The sequence below is a fragment of the Vibrio sp. B1ASS3 genome (assembly GCF_905175355.1).
Taxonomy (GTDB): Bacteria; Pseudomonadota; Gammaproteobacteria; order Enterobacterales; family Vibrionaceae; genus Vibrio; species Vibrio owensii.
Window position 1 is genome coordinate 3,315,448 of sequence record NZ_HG992742.1, and the last position, 23,368, is coordinate 3,338,815.

Annotated in this window: 19 protein-coding genes and 1 pseudogene; 11 read left to right on the top strand and 9 right to left on the bottom strand. The window is 45.4% G+C overall.

Going from position 1 to position 23,368, the window contains the following annotated elements:
• The 5 genes from secF to queA form a co-directional block, all read right to left on the bottom strand.
• Complete coding sequence (secF, locus tag KJB05_RS15035; protein WP_005440322.1) at window positions 1-948, bottom strand: protein translocase subunit SecF; 948 nt, start codon at window positions 946-948, stop codon at window positions 1-3.
• A 14-nt stretch (window positions 949-962) separates the two neighbouring features.
• Window positions 963-2,819 carry a protein translocase subunit SecD gene (gene secD, locus KJB05_RS15040; RefSeq protein ID WP_080637354.1) on the bottom strand — a complete coding sequence of 619 codons (1,857 nt, stop codon included), beginning with the start codon at window positions 2,817-2,819 and terminating at the stop codon, window positions 963-965.
• 21 nt (window positions 2,820-2,840) lie between these two features.
• Window positions 2,841-3,170, bottom strand: coding sequence for a preprotein translocase subunit YajC (gene yajC / locus KJB05_RS15045; RefSeq protein WP_208445709.1), 330 nt, complete (start codon window positions 3,168-3,170; stop codon window positions 2,841-2,843).
• 177 nt (window positions 3,171-3,347) lie between these two features.
• Complete coding sequence (gene tgt, locus KJB05_RS15050; protein WP_208445710.1) at window positions 3,348-4,484, bottom strand: tRNA guanosine(34) transglycosylase Tgt; 1,137 nt, start codon at window positions 4,482-4,484, stop codon at window positions 3,348-3,350.
• 303 nt (window positions 4,485-4,787) lie between these two features.
• Window positions 4,788-5,840: a tRNA preQ1(34) S-adenosylmethionine ribosyltransferase-isomerase QueA gene (gene queA / locus KJB05_RS15055; protein WP_208445711.1), complete on the bottom strand. Its 1,053-nt coding sequence runs from the start codon at window positions 5,838-5,840 to the stop codon at window positions 4,788-4,790.
• A 315-nt stretch (window positions 5,841-6,155) separates the two neighbouring features.
• Between queA and KJB05_RS15060 the strand changes: the two genes are divergently transcribed.
• Entirely contained in the window at window positions 6,156-6,596 is a 441-nt protein-coding gene (locus KJB05_RS15060; RefSeq protein ID WP_208445712.1) for a CBS domain-containing protein, read from the top strand.
• A 72-nt stretch (window positions 6,597-6,668) separates the two neighbouring features.
• On the opposite strand, the gene KJB05_RS15065 is transcribed toward KJB05_RS15060, so the two are convergent.
• Window positions 6,669-7,664, bottom strand: a complete 996-nt coding sequence (locus KJB05_RS15065; protein ID WP_208445713.1) for a LacI family DNA-binding transcriptional regulator — start codon at window positions 7,662-7,664, stop codon at window positions 6,669-6,671.
• A gap of 198 nt (window positions 7,665-7,862) precedes the next feature.
• On the opposite strand from KJB05_RS15065, the gene KJB05_RS15070 reads away from it, so the two are divergent.
• The 4 genes and pseudogenes from KJB05_RS15070 to KJB05_RS15085 all read left to right on the top strand — a co-directional run bounded on the left by KJB05_RS15070 (window position 7,863) and on the right by KJB05_RS15085 (window position 13,861).
• Window positions 7,863-9,311 carry a glycoside hydrolase family 32 protein gene (locus KJB05_RS15070; RefSeq protein ID WP_208445714.1) on the top strand — a complete coding sequence of 483 codons (1,449 nt, stop codon included), beginning with the start codon at window positions 7,863-7,865 and terminating at the stop codon, window positions 9,309-9,311.
• Between the two features lie 16 nt (window positions 9,312-9,327).
• Entirely contained in the window at window positions 9,328-10,707 is a 1,380-nt protein-coding gene (locus KJB05_RS15075) for a PTS transporter subunit EIIC (RefSeq protein WP_208445715.1), read from the top strand.
• A gap of 86 nt (window positions 10,708-10,793) precedes the next feature.
• Window positions 10,794-11,703: pseudogene (locus KJB05_RS15080) on the top strand (aminoimidazole riboside kinase).
• A gap of 217 nt (window positions 11,704-11,920) precedes the next feature.
• Window positions 11,921-13,861, top strand: a complete 1,941-nt coding sequence (locus KJB05_RS15085; RefSeq protein WP_208445716.1) for a methyl-accepting chemotaxis protein — start codon at window positions 11,921-11,923, stop codon at window positions 13,859-13,861.
• 135 nt (window positions 13,862-13,996) lie between these two features.
• On the opposite strand, the gene aceA is transcribed toward KJB05_RS15085, so the two are convergent.
• The 3 genes from aceA to KJB05_RS15100 form a co-directional block, all read right to left on the bottom strand.
• Window positions 13,997-15,310 (bottom strand): isocitrate lyase, encoded by a 1,314-nt coding sequence (aceA, locus tag KJB05_RS15090; protein WP_208445717.1) that lies wholly within the window; start codon window positions 15,308-15,310, stop codon window positions 13,997-13,999.
• A 148-nt stretch (window positions 15,311-15,458) separates the two neighbouring features.
• Window positions 15,459-17,087: a malate synthase A gene (aceB, locus tag KJB05_RS15095; RefSeq protein ID WP_005424786.1), complete on the bottom strand. Its 1,629-nt coding sequence runs from the start codon at window positions 17,085-17,087 to the stop codon at window positions 15,459-15,461.
• 606 nt (window positions 17,088-17,693) lie between these two features.
• Window positions 17,694-18,599 carry a hydrogen peroxide-inducible genes activator gene (locus KJB05_RS15100; RefSeq protein WP_005440336.1) on the bottom strand — a complete coding sequence of 302 codons (906 nt, stop codon included), beginning with the start codon at window positions 18,597-18,599 and terminating at the stop codon, window positions 17,694-17,696.
• A gap of 200 nt (window positions 18,600-18,799) precedes the next feature.
• On the opposite strand from KJB05_RS15100, the gene KJB05_RS15105 reads away from it, so the two are divergent.
• From KJB05_RS15105 to KJB05_RS28715, 6 genes are all read left to right on the top strand, one after another.
• On the top strand, window positions 18,800-19,408 hold the full coding sequence (locus KJB05_RS15105) for a peroxiredoxin C (protein ID WP_005424820.1): 609 nt from the start codon (window positions 18,800-18,802) through the stop codon (window positions 19,406-19,408).
• A gap of 275 nt (window positions 19,409-19,683) precedes the next feature.
• Window positions 19,684-20,427, top strand: a complete 744-nt coding sequence (locus KJB05_RS15110; protein ID WP_208445718.1) for a copper homeostasis protein CutC — start codon at window positions 19,684-19,686, stop codon at window positions 20,425-20,427.
• A 66-nt stretch (window positions 20,428-20,493) separates the two neighbouring features.
• Window positions 20,494-21,270 carry a polyphosphate kinase 2 gene (gene ppk2 / locus KJB05_RS15115; RefSeq protein WP_020194977.1) on the top strand — a complete coding sequence of 259 codons (777 nt, stop codon included), beginning with the start codon at window positions 20,494-20,496 and terminating at the stop codon, window positions 21,268-21,270.
• 9 nt (window positions 21,271-21,279) lie between these two features.
• Window positions 21,280-22,212, top strand: a complete 933-nt coding sequence (locus KJB05_RS15120) for a LysR family transcriptional regulator (RefSeq protein ID WP_199453328.1) — start codon at window positions 21,280-21,282, stop codon at window positions 22,210-22,212.
• Window positions 22,213-22,365: 153 nt separating this feature from the next.
• A complete protein-coding gene (locus KJB05_RS15125; RefSeq protein WP_208445719.1) occupies window positions 22,366-23,004 on the top strand; it encodes a YadA C-terminal domain-containing protein in 639 nt (212 codons plus the stop codon).
• 57 nt (window positions 23,005-23,061) lie between these two features.
• Entirely contained in the window at window positions 23,062-23,343 is a 282-nt protein-coding gene (locus KJB05_RS28715; protein WP_244142949.1) for a hypothetical protein, read from the top strand.
• Window positions 23,344-23,368: the final 25 nt, after the last annotated feature.

Here is a 23,368-nt window from a genome sequence, read left to right on the forward strand (position 1 = left end):
TTATGGCATCTCGTCGAACTCTGCACCTTCTTTTTCTACTTGAGGTGGCATCAAGTGCTCTTTCTGGATACCCAGTTTCAGCGCTAGTGCTGATGCTACGTAGATAGAAGAGTAAGTACCTACCGTGATACCAAGTAGAAGTGCGGTTGCGAAGCCGTGAATCATCGCACCACCCTGCATGAACAGTGCAATTACTACGAACAAGGTTGTACCCGACGTAATCAATGTACGGCTCAATGTTTGAGTGATTGACGCATCCATGATGTCTGAAGGTTCACCCTTACGCATCTTACGGAAGTTTTCACGAATCCGGTCGAATACAACGATGGTATCGTTGAGCGAGTAACCAACAACCGTGAGTAGCGCCGCTACGATGGTAAGGTCAACTTCGATTTGCATAAGTGAGAAGACACCCAGCGTGATAATGATATCGTGTGCTAGTGCCATTACCGCACCAGCCGCTAGACGCCATTCGAATCGCATCGATACGTAGATCAGGATACAGATCAGCGATACAAGAATCGCTAGACCGCCCGCTTCTGTTAGCTCATCACCAACGTTTGGACCTACGAACTCAATACGACGCATTTCTACGCTTTCGCCCGTACCTTCTTTGATAGCACCAATGATTTGGTTACCTAGTGTTTCACCAGACATATCGTCACGAGGACGAAGACGAACCATTACATCGCGAGCACTACCAAAGTTTTGTACTGTCGCATCGCCGAAGCCTTTTGAATCTAGTGCTGCACGAATCTCTTCAAGGTTTGCAGGTTGTTCAAAACCTACCTCGATAAGCGTACCGCCAGTAAAGTCCAGGCCCCAGTTCAACCATTTGGTTGATAGCGTGAAGATAGAAGCAGCGATCATAACGATAGAGAATACGAACGCGACTTTCGACCAACGCATAAAGCCGATCGTGTTTTCTGCTTTTAGAATTTGAAACATATTAATTCCCAGCCTTAGATCGACAATTTATCAACGCGTTTGCCACCGTAAATCAGGTTCACGATACAACGTGTACCCACAATAGCGGTGAACATTGAAGTTAAGATACCGATAGATAGTGTTACCGCGAAACCTTTCACCGCACCTGTACCCACTGCAAATAGAATGATTGCTGTGATAAGTGTTGTGATGTTCGCATCGGCAATGGTACTGAATGCGTTCGCGTAACCTTGGTGAATCGCTTGTTGTGGACTGCGTCCATCTCGAAGTTCTTCACGGATACGCTCAAATATCAGCACGTTCGCATCGACCGCCATACCGACGGTTAATACAATACCGGCAATACCTGGCAGCGTCATGGTAGCACCTGGAATCATCGACATAACACCAATGATAAGAACCAAGTTGGCCATCAACGCGATGTTAGCAATCAGACCGAAGCCACGGTAGTAAAGCAGCGTAAACAGCATTACCGCAACCATACCCCAGATACATGCTTGGATACCCATATCGATGTTTTGCTGACCCATTGATGGACCAATGGTACGTTCTTCAACGATAGAGATAGGTGCGATCAGTGCACCAGCACGTAGTAGAAGTGCTAGGTTGTGCGCTTCTGCTGCAGAGTCGATACCTGTGATACGGAAGTTACGACCAAGAGCCGATTGAATCGTTGCTTGGTTGATGACTTCTTCGTGCTTATCAAGGATAACTTTGCCTTCAGGCGTACGACGACCACTGTCTTTGTATTCTGCAAATACGGTAGCCATTAGCTTACCGATGTTCTTCTTAGAGAACGCAGACATCTTGTTACCACCTTCGCTGTCTAGCGAAATGTTAACTTGTGGACGACCGTATTCATCAACACTTGAGCTTGCATCGGTGATGCTTTGACCACCAAGAATAACGCGCTTCTTAAGCACAACTGGACGACCATCACGGTCCATCTTGATTTCGCTACCTGCTGGCGCGCGACCATTTGCCGCCGCTGATAGGTCAGCTTTATCGTCAACTTCGCGGAACTCTAGTGTTGCCGTAGCACCTAGAATTTCCTTCGCACGAGCTGTGTCTTGAACACCAGGTAGTTCAACTACGATGCGGCTAGCACCTTGACGTTGAACCAGTGGCTCAGCAACACCCAGTTCGTTTACACGGTTACGAAGAATCGTGATGTTTTGTTCAACTGCGTAGTTACGTATCTCTTGTAAACGTTGCTCGGTAAAGGTGGCAATCAACGCGTAACGACCATTAGAATCAGAGTCGACAAAGTTCATGTCTGGGTGATTCTTTTCTAGCGTTGCTTTCGCTTCCGCTAGTTGCTCCTCGTTACGTAGCAATACTTCCACACCTTCTGTACCAGAAGGACGGATTGCACGGTAACGGATCTTAGCTTCACGAAGTTCGCTACGGAAAGCTTCTTCTTGTTGACCAACCAACTTCTCCATCGCCGCGTCCATGTCGACTTCCATTAGGAAGTGAACACCACCACGTAGGTCAAGACCTAGTTTAAGTGGCGACGCACCGATTGCTTCTAGCCAATCTGGCGTAGCAGGAGCAAGGTTTAGTGCAACAATTTTATCTTGGCCAAGCGCTTCGCTGATGATATCGCGGGCACTGATTTGAGTGTCAGTGTCATTGAAACGAACAAGGATTGATCCATTCTCGAGAGCAATGGATTTATGAGAGAGTTGCTCTTTATCAAGAGCTTTGGTGACAGCATCCAGCGTTGACATATCTACAGAGGCGCCACGCGCCCCTGTAACTTGAATAGCCGGATCTTCACCGTAGATATTTGGAAGTGCGTACAACGCAGCGGTGATGATGGCAAAAAATACCATCAAGTACTTCCATAATGGATAACGGTTTAGCACAGCGAGGATCCTTTAGCTGTTTTATAGAGACTTCAGCGTACCTTTTGGTAGCACTGCAGTTACGAAGTCTTTCTTGATTACAACTTCATTGTTTGCGTTTAGCTCAATTGAAATGAAATCGTTGTCTTCAGCAATCTTAGTGATTTTACCCACTAGACCACCGCTTGTTAGAACTTCATCACCTTTGCCCATAGAAGACATTAGGTTCTTGTGTTCTTTAACACGCTTAGATTGTGGACGGTAGATCATGAAGTAGAAGATCACCGCGAACATGCCTAGCATGATTGGCATTTCAAAACCGCCGCCTGCTGGTGCGCCTTCTGCTGCTGCGTGAGCTTGAGAAATAAACATTAAAACATCCTCATTATATTTTATTGATAATCCAACAAGTTGGGCTTTCGTAATTTAGATTCAAGTTTGAGAGTGAGTAATAGAGATCACCTTCTCAAAAATAACGTACGTTAGCCTACTTTATTAGCAAAAGCCTCTGGCAACATGCCAAAGGCTTTAATTCTTTTAATCTGTCAATTACTGCTCTTTTGCCAGCGGTGGTACTTCACGACCACGACGCTCATAGAACTCAGTAACGAACTCATCGAAACGATCTTCATCAATCGCCTTACGAATGCTTTCCATCAGACGCTGGTAGTAGCGCAGGTTGTGGATAGTGTTCAGACGAGCACCTAGGATTTCGTTACAACGCTCTAGGTGGTGAAGGTACGATTTGCTGTAGTGCTGACAAGTGTAACAGTCACAATGCGGATCTAGCGGAGTTGTATCCGTTTTATGTTTCGCATTACGGATCTTGATCACACCACCAGTCACAAACAGGTGACCATTACGCGCGTTACGCGTTGGCATTACACAGTCAAACATGTCGATACCACGACGAACACCTTCAACCAAATCTTCCGGTTTGCCTACGCCCATTAGGTAACGAGGCTTGTCTTCTGGAAGTTGTGGACATGTGTGCTCAAGAATACGGTGCATGTCTTCTTTCGGTTCGCCTACTGCAAGGCCACCAACTGCGTAACCATCAAAGCCGATTTCCGTCAGGCCTTTGATAGACACATCACGTAGATCTTCGTAAACACCACCTTGAACGATACCAAATAGGTTGTTCGGGTTTTCTAGCTTATCGAAGTGATCACGTGAGCGTTGTGCCCAACGTAGTGACATTTCCATCGATTTTTTCGCTTCGTTGTGTGTCGCTGGGTATGGCGTACACTCGTCGAAGATCATTACGATGTCAGAACCTAGGTCCTTTTGGATTTCCATCGACTTTTCAGCGTCCATGAAGATCTTGTCACCGTTTACAGGGTTACGGAAATGTACACCTTGCTCAGTGATAGTACGCATCTTACCTAGACTGAATACTTGGAAACCGCCTGAATCAGTAAGAATAGGACCTTGCCAGTTCATAAAATCGTGCAGGTCACCGTGCATTTTCATGACTTCCTGACCCGGGCGTAGCCATAGGTGGAACGTGTTACCAAGAAGAATTTCAGCACCTGTGCCTTTTACTTCTTCAGGAGTCATACCTTTAACAGTACCGTAAGTACCTACCGGCATGAATGCTGGTGTTTGAACTGTGCCACGTTCAAAGGTCAGTTGACCACGACGCGCAACACCGTCTTTTTTCTTAAGATCGAATTTTAACTTCACGAAGCCTCCGGTTGTCAGAGAAACAGTCTGACATTAAGTTCAGAGCTTTTAGCTCTATGAGGAGCGGTCGCCTTCCATGCGAGATGCAGAATAACTGATTATTCTGCTTCCTAGCTTACTGCTAGCACTCGTAAATTGTTTGCGTTCAGCTCAATGCTGAACATAAGAGATTCCCTACTCGCTCACTCTATGGAATGACGGAGTTTGAGTGCCTCATTCATCGAATGACATATTAGGCTCTCAAAGCCAACGTTTGTCATTCCTGAATCGAGGTACGAGATGTCAGGAATCTCTCAAAGTAATCTATACAGTTTTCTTTTTGATGAACATTGAATCGCCATACGAGAAAAAGCGGTACTTGTTCTCTACAGCGTGCTTATACGCGTTCATTGTATTGTCATAACCTGCAAAAGCGCTCACTAACATGATTAGCGTTGACTCTGGCAGGTGGAAGTTAGTGATTAGACAATCCACTAACTGATATTCGTAGCCTGGGTAGATGAAGATCTCGGTATCACCAAAGAAAGGAACCAACACTGTTCCCTTCTTAATCGCATCTTGCGCTGCGCTTTCTAGCGAACGTACCGATGTTGTACCCACTGCGATAATACGGCCACCACGCGCTTTCGTCGCATTAATTGCATCGACGACTTCCTGAGGTACTTCAACATACTCAGCGTGCATGTGGTGCTCATGGATATCATCCACTTTTACTGGCTGGAAAGTACCTGCACCAACGTGCAAAGTCACATACGCAAACTCAGCGCCTTTGGCTTTGATCTTCTCAAGCAAAGGTTCATCAAAATGAAGACCTGCTGTTGGAGCAGCTACTGCACCCGGCTTTTCATTATAAACCGTTTGGTAACGCTCTTTATCAGAGTCTTCATCTGGGCGGTCAATGTAAGGTGGAAGTGGCATGTGACCGATCTCTTCCAGTACCGCTAATACGTTTTGTTCTGCGTTAAACTTCAGCTCGAATAGTGCATCATGACGAGCCACCATTTCCGCTGAATATTCGTCGTTCTCACCGATAAAAATAGTCGAGCCTGGCTTTGGAGATTTAGAGCAGCGAACGTGCGCTAGAATACTCTTCTCATCAAGTACTCGTTCTACAAGCACTTCAAGCTTACCGCCTGACTCTTTGCGACCAAACATACGTGCAGGAATCACTCGAGTATTGTTGAATACCACTAAGTCACCCGGTTGTACTTGATCTAGTACATCGGTAAACGTGCCATCGGTTAGCTCACCGCTGTTGCCATCCATTTGCAGTAAACGGCTTGCAGTGCGCTCTGGCTGAGGGTAACGAGCAATAAGCTCATCGGGTAAATCAAAGTGAAAATCTGATACTTGCATGTTACTAATCTTTAGTCGTGGTTTCTTATGTCGTGATGGAAGTCGAACTGATTCTGTCACAAACAGACGACGAGTTTTTCGCAGCCGACTAGTATATTGTCCGTGCGAGCAATAGCAAGAAAAGAGATGTGAATTATTGTAATCATTTGCGCTGTTTTGCTCTAAAGCGCATCTATTTTTGTGCTGAATTATTCGCCAGTTGATTTACCGCAAAAAAGTCGCGGTTATAGCAGTAAAAACAGGTTTAGCTCTCAAACTCAGTCGAAGAAAATTACTATATTTAAAGAGCAAAGAATAATAACTCAGGAGGCAGCCATGATTAAGGTAGAAGAAATGATGACGCGTAACCCTCATACGCTTCTTCGCTCTCACAATCTCGCCGATGCAAAAAGCATGATGGAAGCGCTCGATATTCGCCACGTTCCAATCATTGACTCAGATAGAAAACTACTCGGCGTCGTATCTCAGCGAGATGTACTCTCCGCTCAAGAATCCAGCTTACAAAAGCTCCCAGAAAGCCAGTCTTACACACTCAACACGCCACTTTTCGATGTGATGAAAACCAGCGTAATGTCGGTTTCCCCGCAAGCTGGCCTAAAGGAAAGTGCGATTTACATGCAAAAACATAAAGTCGGTTGCTTGCCTGTGGTGGAGAAAGGTCATTTAGTTGGCATCATTACAGATAGTGACTTTGTCGCGATTGCGATTAACTTGCTTGAGCTTCAAGAAGAAGTTGAGCCCGAGGAAGTCGATTAATCACATCGATGTCATCACGCTAAATCAACTGCCCCTATAAATATGTAGCTCTTGATAGCGTGATGATGCTTGCTAATCGTTACGCAAGATTTCAGGTCGACGAGACACCGCTTGCAATGAAGGGTGACTTCTAACCGACAACGTAGGCTCTAGTAGCACCAAGCGCTGCGCCAACTCTCCTTGCTGAATCGCTTCAATCATCATATCAAAACCCAATAAAGCAATTTTTCTAATTGGCTGTTTAATACTTGAGAAACCAAGAGACTGAGCAATAAAGGTGTCATCAAAACCTATGATGTCGACCCTATGACTCACCTTTTGCTCTTGCAGTGCATTGTGCAAATGGCTGGCAGAAATATCATCGGAGCAAAACACTGCCTCGATAGGCTGATTGTTTTGAGTGATCCACCTTTCAATGTAATCACGTAAAGAGTCGGAATCATACGGAGCAAGAACCGATTCCATTGGCAACTCTTTCCCTAGCCTAGACAACTCGTTTTGATAACCGATCAGTCGATCAGACTTTGTATCACTGGCTCCGATGTAACCCAGCTTCCGATAGCCCTGCTGAACAAAGTGTTTCGCAGCTAGCTCTCCGCCATGCTGATGATGAGTACCAATACTAATGGTGCCGGGTGCGGTTGCTGTCAGCAATACCACCGGAAAAGGCAACGCTTTCAATGGCGCTAAGTGTTCCTCTTTCAGTGATCGAGGGACAAGAAATACCCCATCCACTTTGTGATTAATACACTCAGACAAAAAGGTCTTTTCTAGCTGAAGGTTATTGCGGCTATTAAACAACAGTAAGCTGCGGCCATGCTTGTACGCTTCCTCTTCCAATACATCGACCAGTTGTGAAAAAAACGGGTTAGACATATTGCGCACAATGACGGCAAACAGTTTGGTTGGCTTTTTGCGCTTCTGCGGAGGCTTTTGATAATTCAGCTCTGTCATCGCCAACTCTACCGCTTGCTGTGCTTCAACAGAAACACGCTCACTACCATTAAGCACTCTAGACACCGTAGCAATAGAGACTCCTGCCTTTTTGGCTACATCACGAATCGTCATTGCTCTTTCATCCAAACTTTCTATAAATCGACGTCATATATTAACCCTCATCATGTAACAAGACTTTGTGTTACATCACAACCTATTCTCTATTTGTTCAAAATGCCGTCAAATTGAGTGAATAAAAGTGCGGCGCTATTTTCACCCCTTATCAAGCTCTCTATGATTTCTTCAACCCAAGGTTATTAGGTAAGTAACGTGCAAGAACAAAAATATAAAACCATCAACACGGCAACGGCATTAGATAATAAAAAGTTTGAAGAAATAAAATCAAACACTTTATTTCGCCCATTATTTCATATTAGCCCACCACACGGGTTATTAAATGACCCCAATGGTTTTTGTTATTTTAATAACCAATATCACTTATTTTACCAATGGTTTCCATTTGATACTTACCATGGAATGAAACATTGGATGTATTTAACCTCTGATGATTTATTAAATTGGACAGAGCATGGTTCAAAAGTAACCCCATTAGAAAGTTATGAGTCTCATGGTGCTTATTCAGGTGGCGCTATGGTTGAAAATGACTGCTCTTACCTATTCTACACCGGTAATGTTAAGCGCGGTGATGAACGCGATGCCAACCAATGTTTAGCGATCTTAGATAAAAACAATCAGGTGACTAAGCACGCTCTAAATCCGGTGATTGAATCGGTACCAGTTGGCTACACCGGCCATGTGCGCGATCCAAAAATCGTTAAACGTGGTAGCCGCTACTTTATGCTGCTAGGCGCTCAGCGAGAGTCCGATTTAAGTGGTGAGATCATCGTGTACCAATCGGCTGACTTGCTCAACTGGGAACTCAAAGGGACGCTGGATATTCAAGTCAATGGCGACTTTCTTGATGCCTACATGTATGAGTGCCCTGATCTTCTGGAAGTCGATGGTCATGATGTACTGATCTTTTCTCCACAAGGCGTGACGGCTGATGGAACCCGATTCCATAACAAGTTCAATGTTATTTACTGCTTGGGCCGAGTGGATTTCGATCAGCTCACGTTCACCGTCAACCATTGGGATGAACTCGACCGCGGTTTTGATTTCTATGCGCCGCAAACCATGGCCAATGCACCAGAAAAACAAACACTGATTGCGTGGGCAGGGACAGATGACCACTTGCCTAGCGAACAACAGGGTTGGATTAACTGCTTGACGCTCACTAGAGAACTAGCCGTTGAAAATAGTCGATTAATTCAACGACCAAGCATTATTAATTCCGATTCATTAATAAAACAAAATGGATATCAATCAAAACATCAAGGAGTTGAACTAGAAAGTTTATCTTTTTCTCTAGAAGTTAATAACTTATCTAATGAGAAGAATATAACCATTTCTTTGAACACACAAAGTGGTAAAGAGTTAACGCTGACTATCAATAATAACACCATTACTTTAGATAGAGCGTTATATGACCATCATACCCAAGATTGGGAGTATGGAAATAAACGTCAACACCAAACAGACTACGACATTAATAATATTCATTTAATTTGCGATCAAAGCATTATTGAAATTTATATTAATGATGGCCGAGATGTATTTACCTGTCTTTTCTTCCCTGAGCAAGAAAACCACCAGCTAACTATATCGACTGAAAAAGGTGCAGACCTCGATACCCAGCTAACCTACCTTACAATATAATAAAGTGGTGAACAGAATGAATTATGACGCTACCGTAAACGAGATACTGGATAGTATCGGGGGCCTAGACAACATCCGCAACGCTGAGCATTGTGCTACGCGCCTGCGCCTCATCCTTAAAGACAATGACAAGGTCAATACTGATAAAGCCAAAGAGATTAACCAAATCAGCGGTTACTTTTATCAGTCAGGCCAACACCAGTTCATTATTGGTACTGGCAAAGTTTCTCATGTCTATGATTCGCTCAAGCGTGCCTTGGGTGGCGAGTTTGAAACTAGCGACTTCAAAAAGGACGCGTTTGCCGATATGACAGCAAGCCAAAAAATCGTTCGTACTCTAGCTGATATTTTGATCCCGCTGATCCCAGCGCTGGTCACCACCGGCTTATTGATGGGTTTACGTGGCATGATGCTGCACTCAGGCGTTAACTTCTCACCAGAGACACTTGCGCTGTTTAGCATGCTGACCGACACCGCCTTTGCCTTCTTACCCGTTTTAATCGCTTATTCTGCGGCAAAGAAATTTGGAGGCAATGCCATTATCGCCATTGTTGTGGGCTTGATGATGGTTGCACCGCAACTGCCTAATGCTTGGGTGGTCGCCAATGGTGGTGCAGAGCCGATGATGGTCAATCTGCTTGGTATCAACTTCCCACTGGTCGGTTACCAAGGTACGGTACTACCTGCAATCTTTGCTGGTTGGTTTGCCTCTTACTTAGAGCGCAACCTACGCCGCTTTATTCCAGCCAGTATGGACTTAGTCTTTACGCCATTTTTGACCATCACTATTGCTGTGTTCGTCATCCTGTTCGGCTTTGGCCCAATCCTACAAACCATTGAACACGGCTGTACATCACTGGTGCGCATGGCTCTCGACCTACCACTTGGTCTAGGTTACATCCTTTATGGTGCTGTACAGCAGATGATCGTTATCACAGGTTTGCACCACGCACTAGGTGTAATTGAAATCGGCCTACTGAATGAAACAGGTGTAAACCCACTTCAGCCACTAGGTACGGCTTCAATGGCTGGTCAATTTGGTGCAGCTATCGCGGTGGCAACGCTACTAAAAGACAAGATCAAGAAAGGTAATGCTTACAGCGCCTCTATGTCGACACTGTTTGGTATCACTGAACCGCTACTCTTTGGTGTAAACCTTCAATACGGCAAAGTGTTTATGTTTGGTATGGCCGGTGGCGCCGTGGGTGGCTTAGTGACTTACGTGCTAAACATCAGTGCAACTGGTATGGGCATCACCTTCATTCCGGGTATCTTACTTTACTCGCAATCATTAACAGCAGTTTTAGGCTATCTAACGGTTATTGCGAGTGCGTTTGCGACCGCTTTTGTCCTGACTCGCATCTACAACCCGGTAAAAAATAGTCAACAACCATAAATTCGTTGGTGCACCGCCCCCTAGGTGCACCAATGACCTAGCCCATCTTGCTATGCTCCGATGGGCGCCTTTGTAAGGAACGAATCATGAACAAAGTTTGGCTCACCGGTGATGCTGTGGTGGATCTGATTCCAGATAGCGACCATACCTACCTAAAATGCCCAGGTGGCGCACCAGCTAACGTCGCCGTCGGTATTGCACGCCTGGGTGGTAATTGTGCCTTTTTTGGCCGAGTCGGAGATGATCCTCTGGGCCGATTTATGGCGAATGTGCTTAACAAAGAAAATGTTGATACAACAAGCCTCAAACTCGACCCTGAGCAACGAACCTCAACCGTGATTGTTGACCTGGACGATCAAGGCGAGCGTTCGTTTACCTTTATGGTCAAGCCAAGTGCAGACCAATTCACTCAGCTAGTTGATATCCCCTCATTTGAGGCAAAACAGTGGCTTCACTGCTGTTCGATTGCCCTTGCCAACGAGCCAAGTCGCTCAACGACCTTAGCAGCAATGAAAGCACTGAAAGAGACAAACGGCTTTGTCACTACGTTATGAAGTGTGGCAGCAGCCGCAAGAAATTCGTCCCGTTGTGATGAGTGCGATAAAACTGGCCGACGTGGTTAAGTTTTCAGAAGAAGAGCTGCTCTATTTAACGGAGACTTCATCTCTTGATGAAGGGTTAACAGAGCTAGCTCAATACTCGATTCCACTGGTACTCATCACCCTAGGAGAAAATGGCGCACTAGCGATCGTTAACGGTCAGCAACACCAGATCGATTCCATACCTGTCAACGTTGTCGATACGACAGGAGCTGGAGACGCATTTGTCAGTGGCTTACTTGCCTTCCTCTCGCAGAATGATGATTGGCAGCAAGAAGCTAAAATAATTGAAGCGGTTCGTTGGGGCAATGTCTGCGGCGCATTGGCAACCACGAAAAAAGGCGCAATGAGTGCATTACCCGATCGCTCACGACTGCTCTCTTATCTTGGCCATTAACTCCATAAATTGCTGATATCTACTGCGTTAATGTCAGCAATTTCCCTATATCTTCAACCACTTACCTTCTAACCTATTGACTTATTTTGATTTCCTTGTTTCAAAATCAGCAGAATCCAAATATCCCCATTATAATTTACTTATAATTATATCAATCAAGTTGTACATATCGTCAGTTCAAACCTAATTCTCACCTAAGCCAAACAGGGACATTGGTATGAGCCTTAAAAAACTATTAACTCTAGGGTTTGGGGTAATCCTAGGCCTAATTTTGATCATTTCCGTCGTTGCTTCACTGCGCTTTTATCAATCAAGTGACGGTTTCAACACCTATCGAGCTCTTGCATTAACTAGTGTTTCCACCGGTAGAATTCAAGCCAATATTCTAGAGGCTCGCCTCGCAGCGCTTAAATACATTAAAAATAATGACACCGCGAATATTGCAGAGCTAGATAAGCGCATCACCACCTCAATCAGCTTAATTGAAGGCGTCCTTGACTCACACCTAGACGATTTACATAAATCAGATTTTGTCTCGATTGAAAATCAGCTCAAGCAATATAAAGACAGCTTTAATCAGGTCATCCAGTTAGTCAACCAACGCAATGCATTAGTTAAGGATCAACTCGACCCTGCTGGCCTAAATATGCGTAAGTCGGTAACGGAGATTATGAACCGAGCGGCAACTGAAGATGACTTAGACGTGGCAATCAGCGCAGGCACCTTACAACAACACTTATTGCTGTCTCGCCTCTACGCATCTAAGTTTCTAACCAGTAATTCGCAAAGTGATGCTGAGCGAGCAGAAAAAGAGTTTTCACGGGTTGCCGAGCTGTCCAATAAAGTTGAGTCTCAGCTGATATCAGCGCAACAAATTTCAAACCTAAAAGCATTTCAACAATCTTTCGAACAATATCAAACTACCTTTGCCGAAGTGGTTCAAACCATCAACGACCGTAATGAGATTATCTCTGGAACCTTGGATGTGATGGGGGCCTCCGCTGCACGAACAATCGAAGAGATAAAACTCGCCACCAAGGATACGCAAGACTCCGTCGGCCCTGAAATGGTCGAACGCTTTGCCAGTGCGCAAGTGACCTTGATTGTTCTTTCTATCATAGTGATCATCAGTGCAATGGGTATCGCTGTCGCTATCTATCGTAGCGTGCTGAAAGTGGTTGGTGGGGAGCCTAGCCAGATCCAAGAAATGGTTGCTGAAGTGGCCTCTGGTAACCTCTCTACTCAAATCACCACCACTGGTAATGAAACTGGCATCTACGCCAATATTCTACAGATGCGCCAAGAGCTACGCCGAATCATCGAAGGCTTCCATCAAATATCTGATAACGTTTCCTCTTCATCTATGTCCTTAACTGGCATCATGACTGAAACGGAAAATAATGCTCAACAAGAGCTAAGCCAAGTTGAACAGATCGCAACCGCCATCAATGAGCTATCAAGCACAGCTTCAGAGGTGAGCCAAAATGCGGCAAACGCAGAAACAGCCGCTAACGATGCGACGAATAATGTGGTTGAAGGCGGCCGAATTCTAGACTCTTCCGACGAGGTCTCACAGAAAGTCGATAGTTCGATTGAAGAAACGTCGAAGATCGTTAATCAATTGCAAGAGTACTCGGTTGAGATCGGTACGGTGGTTGAAGTGATTAATTCCATTTCAGAGCAGACCAATCTACTCGCGTTGAATGCAGCAATTGAGGCTGCCCGTGCAGGTGAGCAAGGTCGAGGCTTTGCGGTGGTAGCAGATGAAGTCCGTTCATTAGCAGCGAAAACGCAACAATCGACGGTTGATATCCAAGAGATCATTTCGCGCTTACAAGCCCAAGCTAAAGACGCTAATCAATATATGCAGTCTAACTTAACCCTTGCAGAAGATTCACGTAAATACAGCGAACAGCTTCGCTCTGCGTTTTCTTCAATCACCGACTCCGTGTCACTGATTTCAGATATGAATACACAAGTGGCAACAGCATCAGAGGAGCAGTCAGGTGTTACTCAAGACATCTCAGAAAATGTATCTCAAGCGTTTGATCTGGTGAACAAAAACGTATCCGGTATCGAAGACAGTAAACGAGCCAGTGACGAGCTATCTAATCTGGCAGTGAAACAAAAAGAGCTGTTGAACTTCTTTAAGCTTTAAGTAAAAAAGAGCGGCGAAAGCCGCTCAAAAGCATGTCAAAGTTTATGCCTAAACAGAATATCCATACCCAAAGTCTAGTGAGCCAAAGCCTGCGTATTATGGCTCACTAGATGCGGTACTAATGGCTAGGGATTCTTAGAATTGGTCTTCTTCGGTTGACCCCGTCAATGCAGTCACTGAAGAGTTACCACCTTGAATCGTGTTAGTCATCTTATCGAAGTAACCTGTACCCACTTCTTGTTGGTGAGCTACGAAGGTATAACCTTTTTCTGCCGCTTGGAACTCAGGACGCTGAACTTTCTCAACGTAATGACGCATGCCTTCGCCTTGTGCGTAAGCGTGTGCCAGTTCGAACATGTTGAACCACATGTTGTGAATACCCGCTAGCGTGATGAACTGGTACTTGTAGCCCATGTTAGCCAGTTCTTGTTGGAACTTAGCAATGGTTTCTGCGTCTAGGTTCTTCTCCCAGTTGAATGAAGGCGAACAGTTGTATGCCAACAGTTGGTCTGGGTACTCTGCATGAATCGCTTCTGCAAACTTGCGTGCTTCTTCTAGACATGGCGTTGCTGTCTCACACCAGATTAGATCCGCATATGGCGCGTAAGCTAGACCACGAGAGATAGCTTGGTCGATACCTGCACGTACACGGTAGAAACCTTCTTGAGTACGCTCACCTTCGATGAAGTCTTTATCGTATGGGTCACAGTCAGATGTTAGTAGGTCTGCTGCGTTTGCATCGGTACGTGCGATTACTAGTGTTGTCGTACCAGCAACGTCCGCTGCTAGGCGAGCCGCGACCAGTTTTTGCACTGCTTCTTGAGTTGGAACCAGTACTTTACCGCCCATGTGACCACACTTCTTCACGGATGCCAGTTGGTCTTCAAAATGAACACCTGCCGCACCTGCGTCGATCATCGATTTCATTAGCTCGTAAGCGTTCAATACACCACCAAAGCCTGCTTCCGCATCCGCTACGATTGGTAGGAAGTAATCAATACCGCCTTCGTCTTCTGGCGACTTACCTGCTGACCACTGAATTTGGTCTGCACGACGGAATGAGTTGTTGATACGTTTTACTACCGATGGTACAGAATCTACTGGGTACAGAGATTGATCTGGGTACATCGTCGAAGCGGTATTGTTGTCCGCCGCTACCTGCCAACCTGATAGGTAAATAGCTTCAATACCTGCTTTTGCTTGCTGTACGGCTTGACCACCCGTCAGTGCACCAAGACAGTTTACGTAGCCTTTCTTTGAACTACCGTTGACCAGTGACCAAAGTTTGTCAGCACCACGTTGTGCGATTGTGTTCGCAGGCACCATAGAGCCACGCAGTTCTACCACTTCTTCTGCTGTGTAAGTACGCTTTACGTTTTTCCAGCGTGGGTTGGTTGCCCAATCTTTTTCCAGAGCTTCAATTTGTTGGCGGCGAGTTAAGTTAGTCATTGGTCTATCCCTCTTATAATGTGCACTTGTGCATGTGCGTTGAGTTTTCCGTTCTCAGGCAGTACATCCTTATCTGCCTCGAATCCTTCACGTATTGGTTAAATAAAAATGTATTAGTTAAATAAATTGAGTGTTCTAAATCTTTGGGTTAATCCAAGTAGTCATAACCTGGAATGGTTAAAAAGTTGGTCAGTTCATCACTGGTGGTGAGCCTTGCCATCAAGTCTGCTGCTTCTTCAAATCGACCTGCTTGGTAACGCTGCTCGCCAATTTCTTGCTTCACGACTTCAATCTCTTCTTTCAGATAGAGTTCGAACAGCTCTTTAGTGACCTTCAATCCGTTGTCGAGCGACTTGCCGTGTTGAATCCATTGCCAGATAGAGGCACGGGAGATTTCTGCCGTTGCTGCGTCTTCCATCAGTCCGTAAATCGGCACACAACCGTTGCCAGAGATCCAAGCTTCAATGTATTGCAACGCAACGCGGATGTTATGACGCATACCCTCTTCTGAGCGTTCACCCTCGCACGGTTCAAGTAACTCTGCGGCGGTGATTGGTGCGTCTTCTGAGCGGCTCACATCCAATTGGTTGGTGCGCTGCCCCAGTGTGGCACTGAACACTTCCATTGCGGTGTCTGCCAACCCCGGATGAGCAACCCAAGTACCGTCATGACCATTGTTAGCTTCTAGCGATTTATCGTTGTGGATCTTATCCAGTACTTTTTGGTTTTCTTGTGGGTCTTTAGCCGGAATAAAGGCTGCCATGCCGCCCATCGCAAATGCGCCACGTTTATGACAAGTACGCACCAATAATCTTGAGTAGGCGTTGAGGAATGGTTTGTCCATCGTCACTACTTGGCGATCCGGAAGTACGCGATCTGGGTGGTTTTTCAGTGTTTTGATGTAGCTAAAGATGTAATCCCAGCGACCGCAGTTCAAACCAACGATGTGCTCTTTCAGAGAGAACAGAATCTCATCCATTTCGAATACGGCTGGTAAGGTTTCAATCAGCACTGTCGCTTTGATGGTGCCAGTATCCAAACCGAAATACTCTTCGGTGAAATGGAACACTTCGCTCCACCACTTAGCTTCATGATGCGATTGCAGTTTCGGAATGTAGAAGTAAGGACCGCTTCCCTTTTTCAGTAGCGCTTTGTAGTTGTTGTAGAAGTACAGAGCGAAATCGAATAGCGCACCTGGAATGATCTGACCGTGCCACGTTACGTGTTTTTCTTTTAGATGCAGTCCGCGAACACGGCAGATCAACACCGCTGGGTCTTCTGCCAGCTGATAGTGTTTGCCATTGCCAGGGTTGGTGTAACTGATGGTGCCATTAACAGCGTCGCGCAGGTTGATTTGACCATCCAGCACTTTACTCCACGCAGGGGACATCGAATCTTCGAAGTCTGCCATGAACACTTTTACATTCGCATTCAGTGCGTTAATCACCATCTTGCGATCAGTCGGTCCTGTAATCTCCACTCGGCGATCTTGCAGATCTTGCGGGATTCCAAGGATCTTCCAGCTTCCTTCACGAATGTCTTGTGTCTCTGGTAGAAAGTCTGGCAGTTCACCAGCGTCGATGCGTGCTTGCTTCTCTTCTCGTGCTTCCAGCAACTGTTCAACACGTCCGGCAAATTTTTCACACAATAGAGATAAAAAGGTTTGGGCTTCAACAGGGAAAATTGCTTGATGTTCAGGAGCAACGACTCCATTCACCTCAAGCATGCCTTGGGTTTGCTTTAGTTGTTGCGTTTTTTGTTCTGTCTGAGCAAGCATAATCATTCATCCTTAACGTGCTTTATCCATCTTGGGCAGTCAGCCTAAAGCTACATTTGTAAGTTATGAACAACAAATTACATCCTTCGATTTGGTGTTCACTTCGCTTCGTTGTGTCTATACCTTGCGCAACCTGAATTGCTTTTTCAATCTAGACATAAGTCTTACAAGCCTTTAATTAAGCTAACTCAACAAAGGTTTAAGCGAAACCCCTCAAGTAAACAAAACGTTAAATTCAAAGTTTTATTCGGTATCAAACAAGTGTTTGATTTTTGGGTTCGATTTGTAAGTTATTACGTAATTAAATTACATTAATTTTACAGGTTATTTTTGAATTCAAACAAGCGTATGAATAGTAAGGCAGGAGAAAAATCCTTGTATTCACAAGGGCTAGGAAGAGGAAATTAAACGCGACTTAAACGCGTTACACAGGCAGTTGTGTAAAATTAACATTGTGAAATTTCACTATTTTATGAAAGCTTCATGAAAGTTCATCTGTAAAATTTTACAAGTCAAAGTTCACGCGCAGAATAAAATGCTAAAAAGCGCACTATTTCTAGTGCGCTTTTTGATATTAGATCGGGAGTAGCAGGCTAATACTAATAGCTAAAGCAGTTCAGAGACGACTTCTGCCAATTGATTGAAAGTGTTTGATCGTGACGAGCTCGGACGCCAAACCAAACCAATATCGCGATACGCTTGCTGGCCGGGAGGGTCGATTACCACTAAGTTCTGGTTATGTAGCAAACCATGATCAATCGCCATTTGCGGAATAAACGTGGTGCCCAGACCATTCGCCACCATCTGCACTAAGGTATGAAGACTGGTTGCGGTGAATGGGTTGATCTTCTCTTTGTCCGTTAGCTTACATGCTGAAACCGCGTGCTCTGTAAGACAGTGCTCTTTCTCTAACAAGAAGACGGATTCATCTGGCAAGTCTGCATAACGGATCGGTACAGGTACGGAATCCGCTTGATTGGCGCTGATCACCATACGGAATGGGTCTTGCCCCACCACTCGACTTTCCATTCCCTCTATTTCTACTGGCAGAGCCAGAATCAACACGTCCAACTCACCATGGCGAAGTGCTTGCAGCAAGTTAGTCGTCGTATCTTCTCTTAATAGAAGGTTTAATTGAGGGAAGCGGTAGTTCACCTCTTGGACAAGGTCGCACAATAAGAAAGGAGCAATGGTCGGAATACAGCCTACTTTAAGCTGCCCTTCCATATCATCGCCTTGGCATAAACGCCCCAGCTCAACAAGATCTTGCCCTTTGGCGAGAAGTTCTCGACCATGCTGCACCACCATCTCACCAGCTTGGGTGAAAACCAATGGGCTTTTTTTATCTTTCTTTTCGTAGAGCGGGCAACCAATCAACTCTTCAAGGTTTTGGATGCCTTTACTTAAGGTAGATTGACTGACAAAACAACGCTCAGCAGCATCACTAAAATGTCGAGTTTCGTGCAGAGTGACCAAATAGTGTAACTGCTTCAAGCTAGGCCATTTATTCATAATTCTATTTGTATCTATTGCTGTTCCAGTGATCGAGATAATAGTTTCGGTGTTATCGCTTTTTTCGATGAACTCAATCTATTTATTTCGCTTTTTTCAATACTACAATCTGTACTATAGTTTGTCTCGCACAAACACGGACCAAACCTAAATAACTGAATGTAGGTTTGGAGCAAACCAAAATTTTTAGGAGCAAAAAAATGGTACTAGTAGGTCGTCAAGCCCCTGACTTTACTGCAGCAGCTGTTCTAGGTAACGGCGAAATCGTTGAAAACTTCAACTTTGCAGAATTCACTAAAGGTAAGAAAGCAGTAGTATTCTTCTACCCACTAGATTTCACTTTCGTTTGCCCATCTGAGCTAATCGCATTCGACAACCGTCTAGCTGATTTCCAAGCTAAAGGTGTTGAAGTAATCGGTGTTTCTATCGATTCTCAGTTCTCTCACAACGCATGGCGTAACACTGCTATCGAAGATGGCGGTATCGGTCAAGTTAAATACCCTCTAGTTGCTGACGTTAAGCACGAAATCTGTAAAGCGTACGATGTAGAGCACCCAGAAGCAGGCGTTGCTTTCCGTGGTTCTTTCCTAATCGATGAAGACGGTCTTGTACGTCACCAAGTAGTTAACGACCTACCACTAGGTCGTAACATCGACGAAATGCTACGCATGGTTGATGCACTAAACTTCCACCAGAAGCACGGCGAAGTATGTCCTGCACAATGGGAAGAAGGTAAAGCAGGTATGGACGCATCTCCAAAAGGTGTTGCAGCGTTCCTATCTGAGCACGCAGACGACCTAAGCAAGTAATAGACACTGCCGCCCAAGCTCAACGGGCGTGTTGGTTGGATGTATATATAAAGCAAAAAGCTATAGCGGAAAAACCGCAAACGCCAATCAGTCTAAGTAAAGTCATAAAAAAGCCCAGAGTTCGCTCTGGGCTTTCTTTTTATTTGCGCTTTGGAAAAGCAAAAGAGGCAAGCATCACGCAAAAAGTTTACCTCTATTTCCCTCGGTCTCAGTACAGATTCTCCCCTTTCGTCCTGCTAGTATTTGCTGTAATTACAATAATTCAGGACAACCTCGTGAATACTCAACTTGAAGTCTGTATTGATAACATTGAATCTCTCCACAACGCAATTGCTGGCGGTGCAACCCGCATCGAACTCTGCTCTTCACTTGCTTTGGGTGGCTTAACCCCAAGTTATGGCTTTATGCAGCAAGCAGCTAAACGCTCTACTATTCCGGTTTACGCGATGATTCGCCCTCGCCAAGGCGACTTCTTCTACAGTGAGGAAGAGATCGAAATGATGCGTTGGGATATTGAAGCCGCTAAACAAGCAGGCTTGAATGGTGTCGTGCTCGGCGTGCTCACTCAAGACGGCGACATTCATATGCCGTACGCAACGGCACTGTGTGAATTTGCTCAAGCGCTTGGCTTAGGCGTGACTTTCCATCGTGCCTTTGACCAGTGTCGTGGCGCTGAAAAAGCTTTGGAAGAAGTGATCAGCTTAGGCTGTGAACGTATTTTGACTTCCGGCCTTGCACCTTCTGCACCGCAAGGTATCGATGTGCTTAAAGCCTTAGTTGAGCAAGCGCAAGGACGCATTGCGATCATGGCGGGCGCCGGTGTGAATGCGGACAATGTTGGCCAGATCGTTGAGCAAGCCAAAGTCACCGAAGTGCATTTATCTGGCAAGACAACTCGCCCTAGTCACATGACCTTTATTGCCGAGCAAAGCAAAATGGGCGCTGCCGATGTGGATGACTTTTCGATTCCTGTCACCAACACCGATGCTATCGCGAACATGGTAACAGCTCTCAATTAAGCGCTTTCAAATCCCGTCTTTAGTTATTGAGTGCTAACATATTGATAACTAAGGACGAGAGGAAACATGGCGAAACTAAAGAAAAAGGAATACGAAGAAGCACTAGAACAGCTGCAAATTGAGTTGGTTAAGCTCCAAGAGTGGGTCAAACACAAAGGGCTTAAAGTCGTGGTACTTTTTGAAGGACGTGACGCCGCTGGCAAAGGTGGCACCATCAAACGCATCACTGAAAAACTCAACCCTCGTGTCTGCCGTATCGCAGCCCTTCCCGCCCCAACAGAGAAAGAAAAAACACAATGGTACTTCCAGCGCTATGTGGCACACCTACCTGCTGCTGGGGAAATCGTGCTGTTTGACCGCAGTTGGTACAACCGTGCTGGCGTAGAGAAAGTCATGGGCTTTTGTACCCCAGATCAATATGAAGAGTTTCTCCGCTCTTGCCCGGAGTTTGAACGCATGCTGCAACGCTCTGGCATCATCTTAATTAAGTACTGGTTTTCGGTCTCCGATGAAGAGCAAGAAAAGCGTTTTCTAGAACGTATCAATACCCCAATCAAACGCTGGAAGTTCAGCCCGATGGATTTGGAATCGCGTAATCGCTGGGCAGAGTATTCAGAGGCAAAAGACAAAATGTTTGCTTACACAGACACTAAACACTGTCCTTGGTGGGTAGTGCCTTCTGATGATAAAAAGAAAGCACGTTTGAATTGTATCAGCCACTTGCTCAGCCAAGTAGAATACGAAGAGCTCGAACATCCGGTGATTGAACTGCCAGAACTGAACAAAGAAGGGTATGTTCGTGCACCTATCGACGATCAAACCTTCGTACCCGACAAATATTAGAGATGTACCATGGCGAAAGACCTGTTTCACACCCTTGACCTGAATCTGCTCAAGACCTTTATGATTTTGATGCAAGAGAAGAACATGCGTAAAGCCTCTCAGCGCTTGTTCGTCTCTCAACCTGCTATCAGTCAAGCGCTACAAAAGCTGCGTAATCACTTCGATGACGAGCTGTTTGTAAAAGTAAAAACAGGTCTTGAACCGACACCTTTCGCCGAATCTCTCGCCAACGATATTACGCCGCACCTCGATGGTTTAGCAGCCGCAGTTAATCGCTCTCATCAATTTGATCCTGCTGAAGTGGACAACAAAATTCGAATTGCATTGGCACCAATTACGATGACTTGCTTGCCCGGTTTCCTCTTCGAACAAATGAGAGCGTTAGCCCCTAACGCTCAACTTGAATTAGTTGGTTGGTCGAACAGCACGGTTGATGAGATCTTGAAAGGTGAAACACTGATGGGAGTAAATTACGAGTTACTTCTAACCAACAAAGAGATCTACACGCCGAAGCTATTGGATTTGAAAGGGCGTATTTTTGTCCGTGAAGATCACCCAATCACCAAGGCTCATGTTGAACCTCATGATCTTGGCGGATACCCAATCGCTTCTTTGATTTCCCCAGGGTGGAACGACAAGTTCAGTTACGCGTCTGAGCTTCTAACCGAAATGGGCGTTGAACACAGCATTGGCTTTCGCTCAGAAATGGTCTCTGCAATACTTGATGTCGTCAAACACACGGACATGTATTTACCTCACTCCAATTTACTTCCGGTTGAGCAATTTCCGGGATTAAGAGCCGTTGACGTCACGATTGATGGTCAACCACAAATGAAGTCTATTCACGCTCATATGCATGTGAGAAACCGGAATAATCCACTCGTCAGTTGGCTCGTTAGCCTTATCCAACAAGGTTTAACAATACAAGCTAACAAGCCTTAACCTGATAAGAAATTGTTATCACCAAAATAATTAGACCTGCTTAGTCATAAAAAATACTTCTCAATAAGATAGCCCTGCTTCAAAGGGAATTTAGAAAGAGCGATTGCTTACAGTAAGGATGCTGTTCCTCGTTTACTTATTGAGAGTTCAGACATGACAAATAAACTTGTAAAGCTTACTGCTGCTAGTGCCCTTCTTGCTTCTTTAAGCTCATTCGCAGGCCATATTCCAGATCGCCCAAACCCAGACACTCCAACCAACCCAATTCAAGGGGTACCAGAGCAACCGGTTTTGCCTGAAGTTGATAACGGTGTTCCTGGTGTGCCAGATCGTCCACGCCCAGATTCATCGCCAACACCACCAATTGAAGCGGCACCTGAACATCCAACGCTTCCAGAAGTCGATAATGGCGTTCCTCATGTTCCGGATCGTCCAACGCCACAGCTGCCATCAAACCCTATCGAAAATAATCCGACGGACGATCGTCTTAACCATTTAGAAGGCTTAGCAGCAGAATACGATTACCGCCTAAACCAACAAGCAGAACAAATGGATGGTATTCGCGCAAGTCTACATGCTGTCACCAACGCTCGTCCTTATGCGACTCATGGCGAACTGGCCATCGGTGCAGGTGTTGGCTTCTCAGGTAGCAAAGAAGCGGTCGCGGTTGGCGGTGCTTACGGCCTAACAGACCAAGTTAGTTTATCAGGTACCTTCCACTACGAATCATCAGGCAAATATTCTTCATCTGACGTTGCTGGCGGCGTTGGTGTCCAAATCAGCTTTAAGTAAGCACACGTTCATTCAGTAAGTCCATTTGCCAAGGAAGGCATCTTTTTAGGTAGAACTATGAAACGCCCCCTTTCTCTTATTGCCCTGATTATCACACCGCTTTCAGCCCAAGCTTCTGGTGTATTTATTTCTCCAGAAGTGAAAGTTGGCTCGTTTCGTGGCGCTGGTATTCAATTTGGCACCAATGATGTCGCTGGCTTTGATGCGCTCTATTTTGATTACTCTCGAGTGACCTACACTAATGGAAACTTTGATGAAACCATCGATGCTTATCGCATTGGTTTTCAACACATGTTTGACCACCAGCCACAAATGGGCTTTCAAGCCGCCTTGGTATAGCCAGTTATGACGGGACTAACAAAGA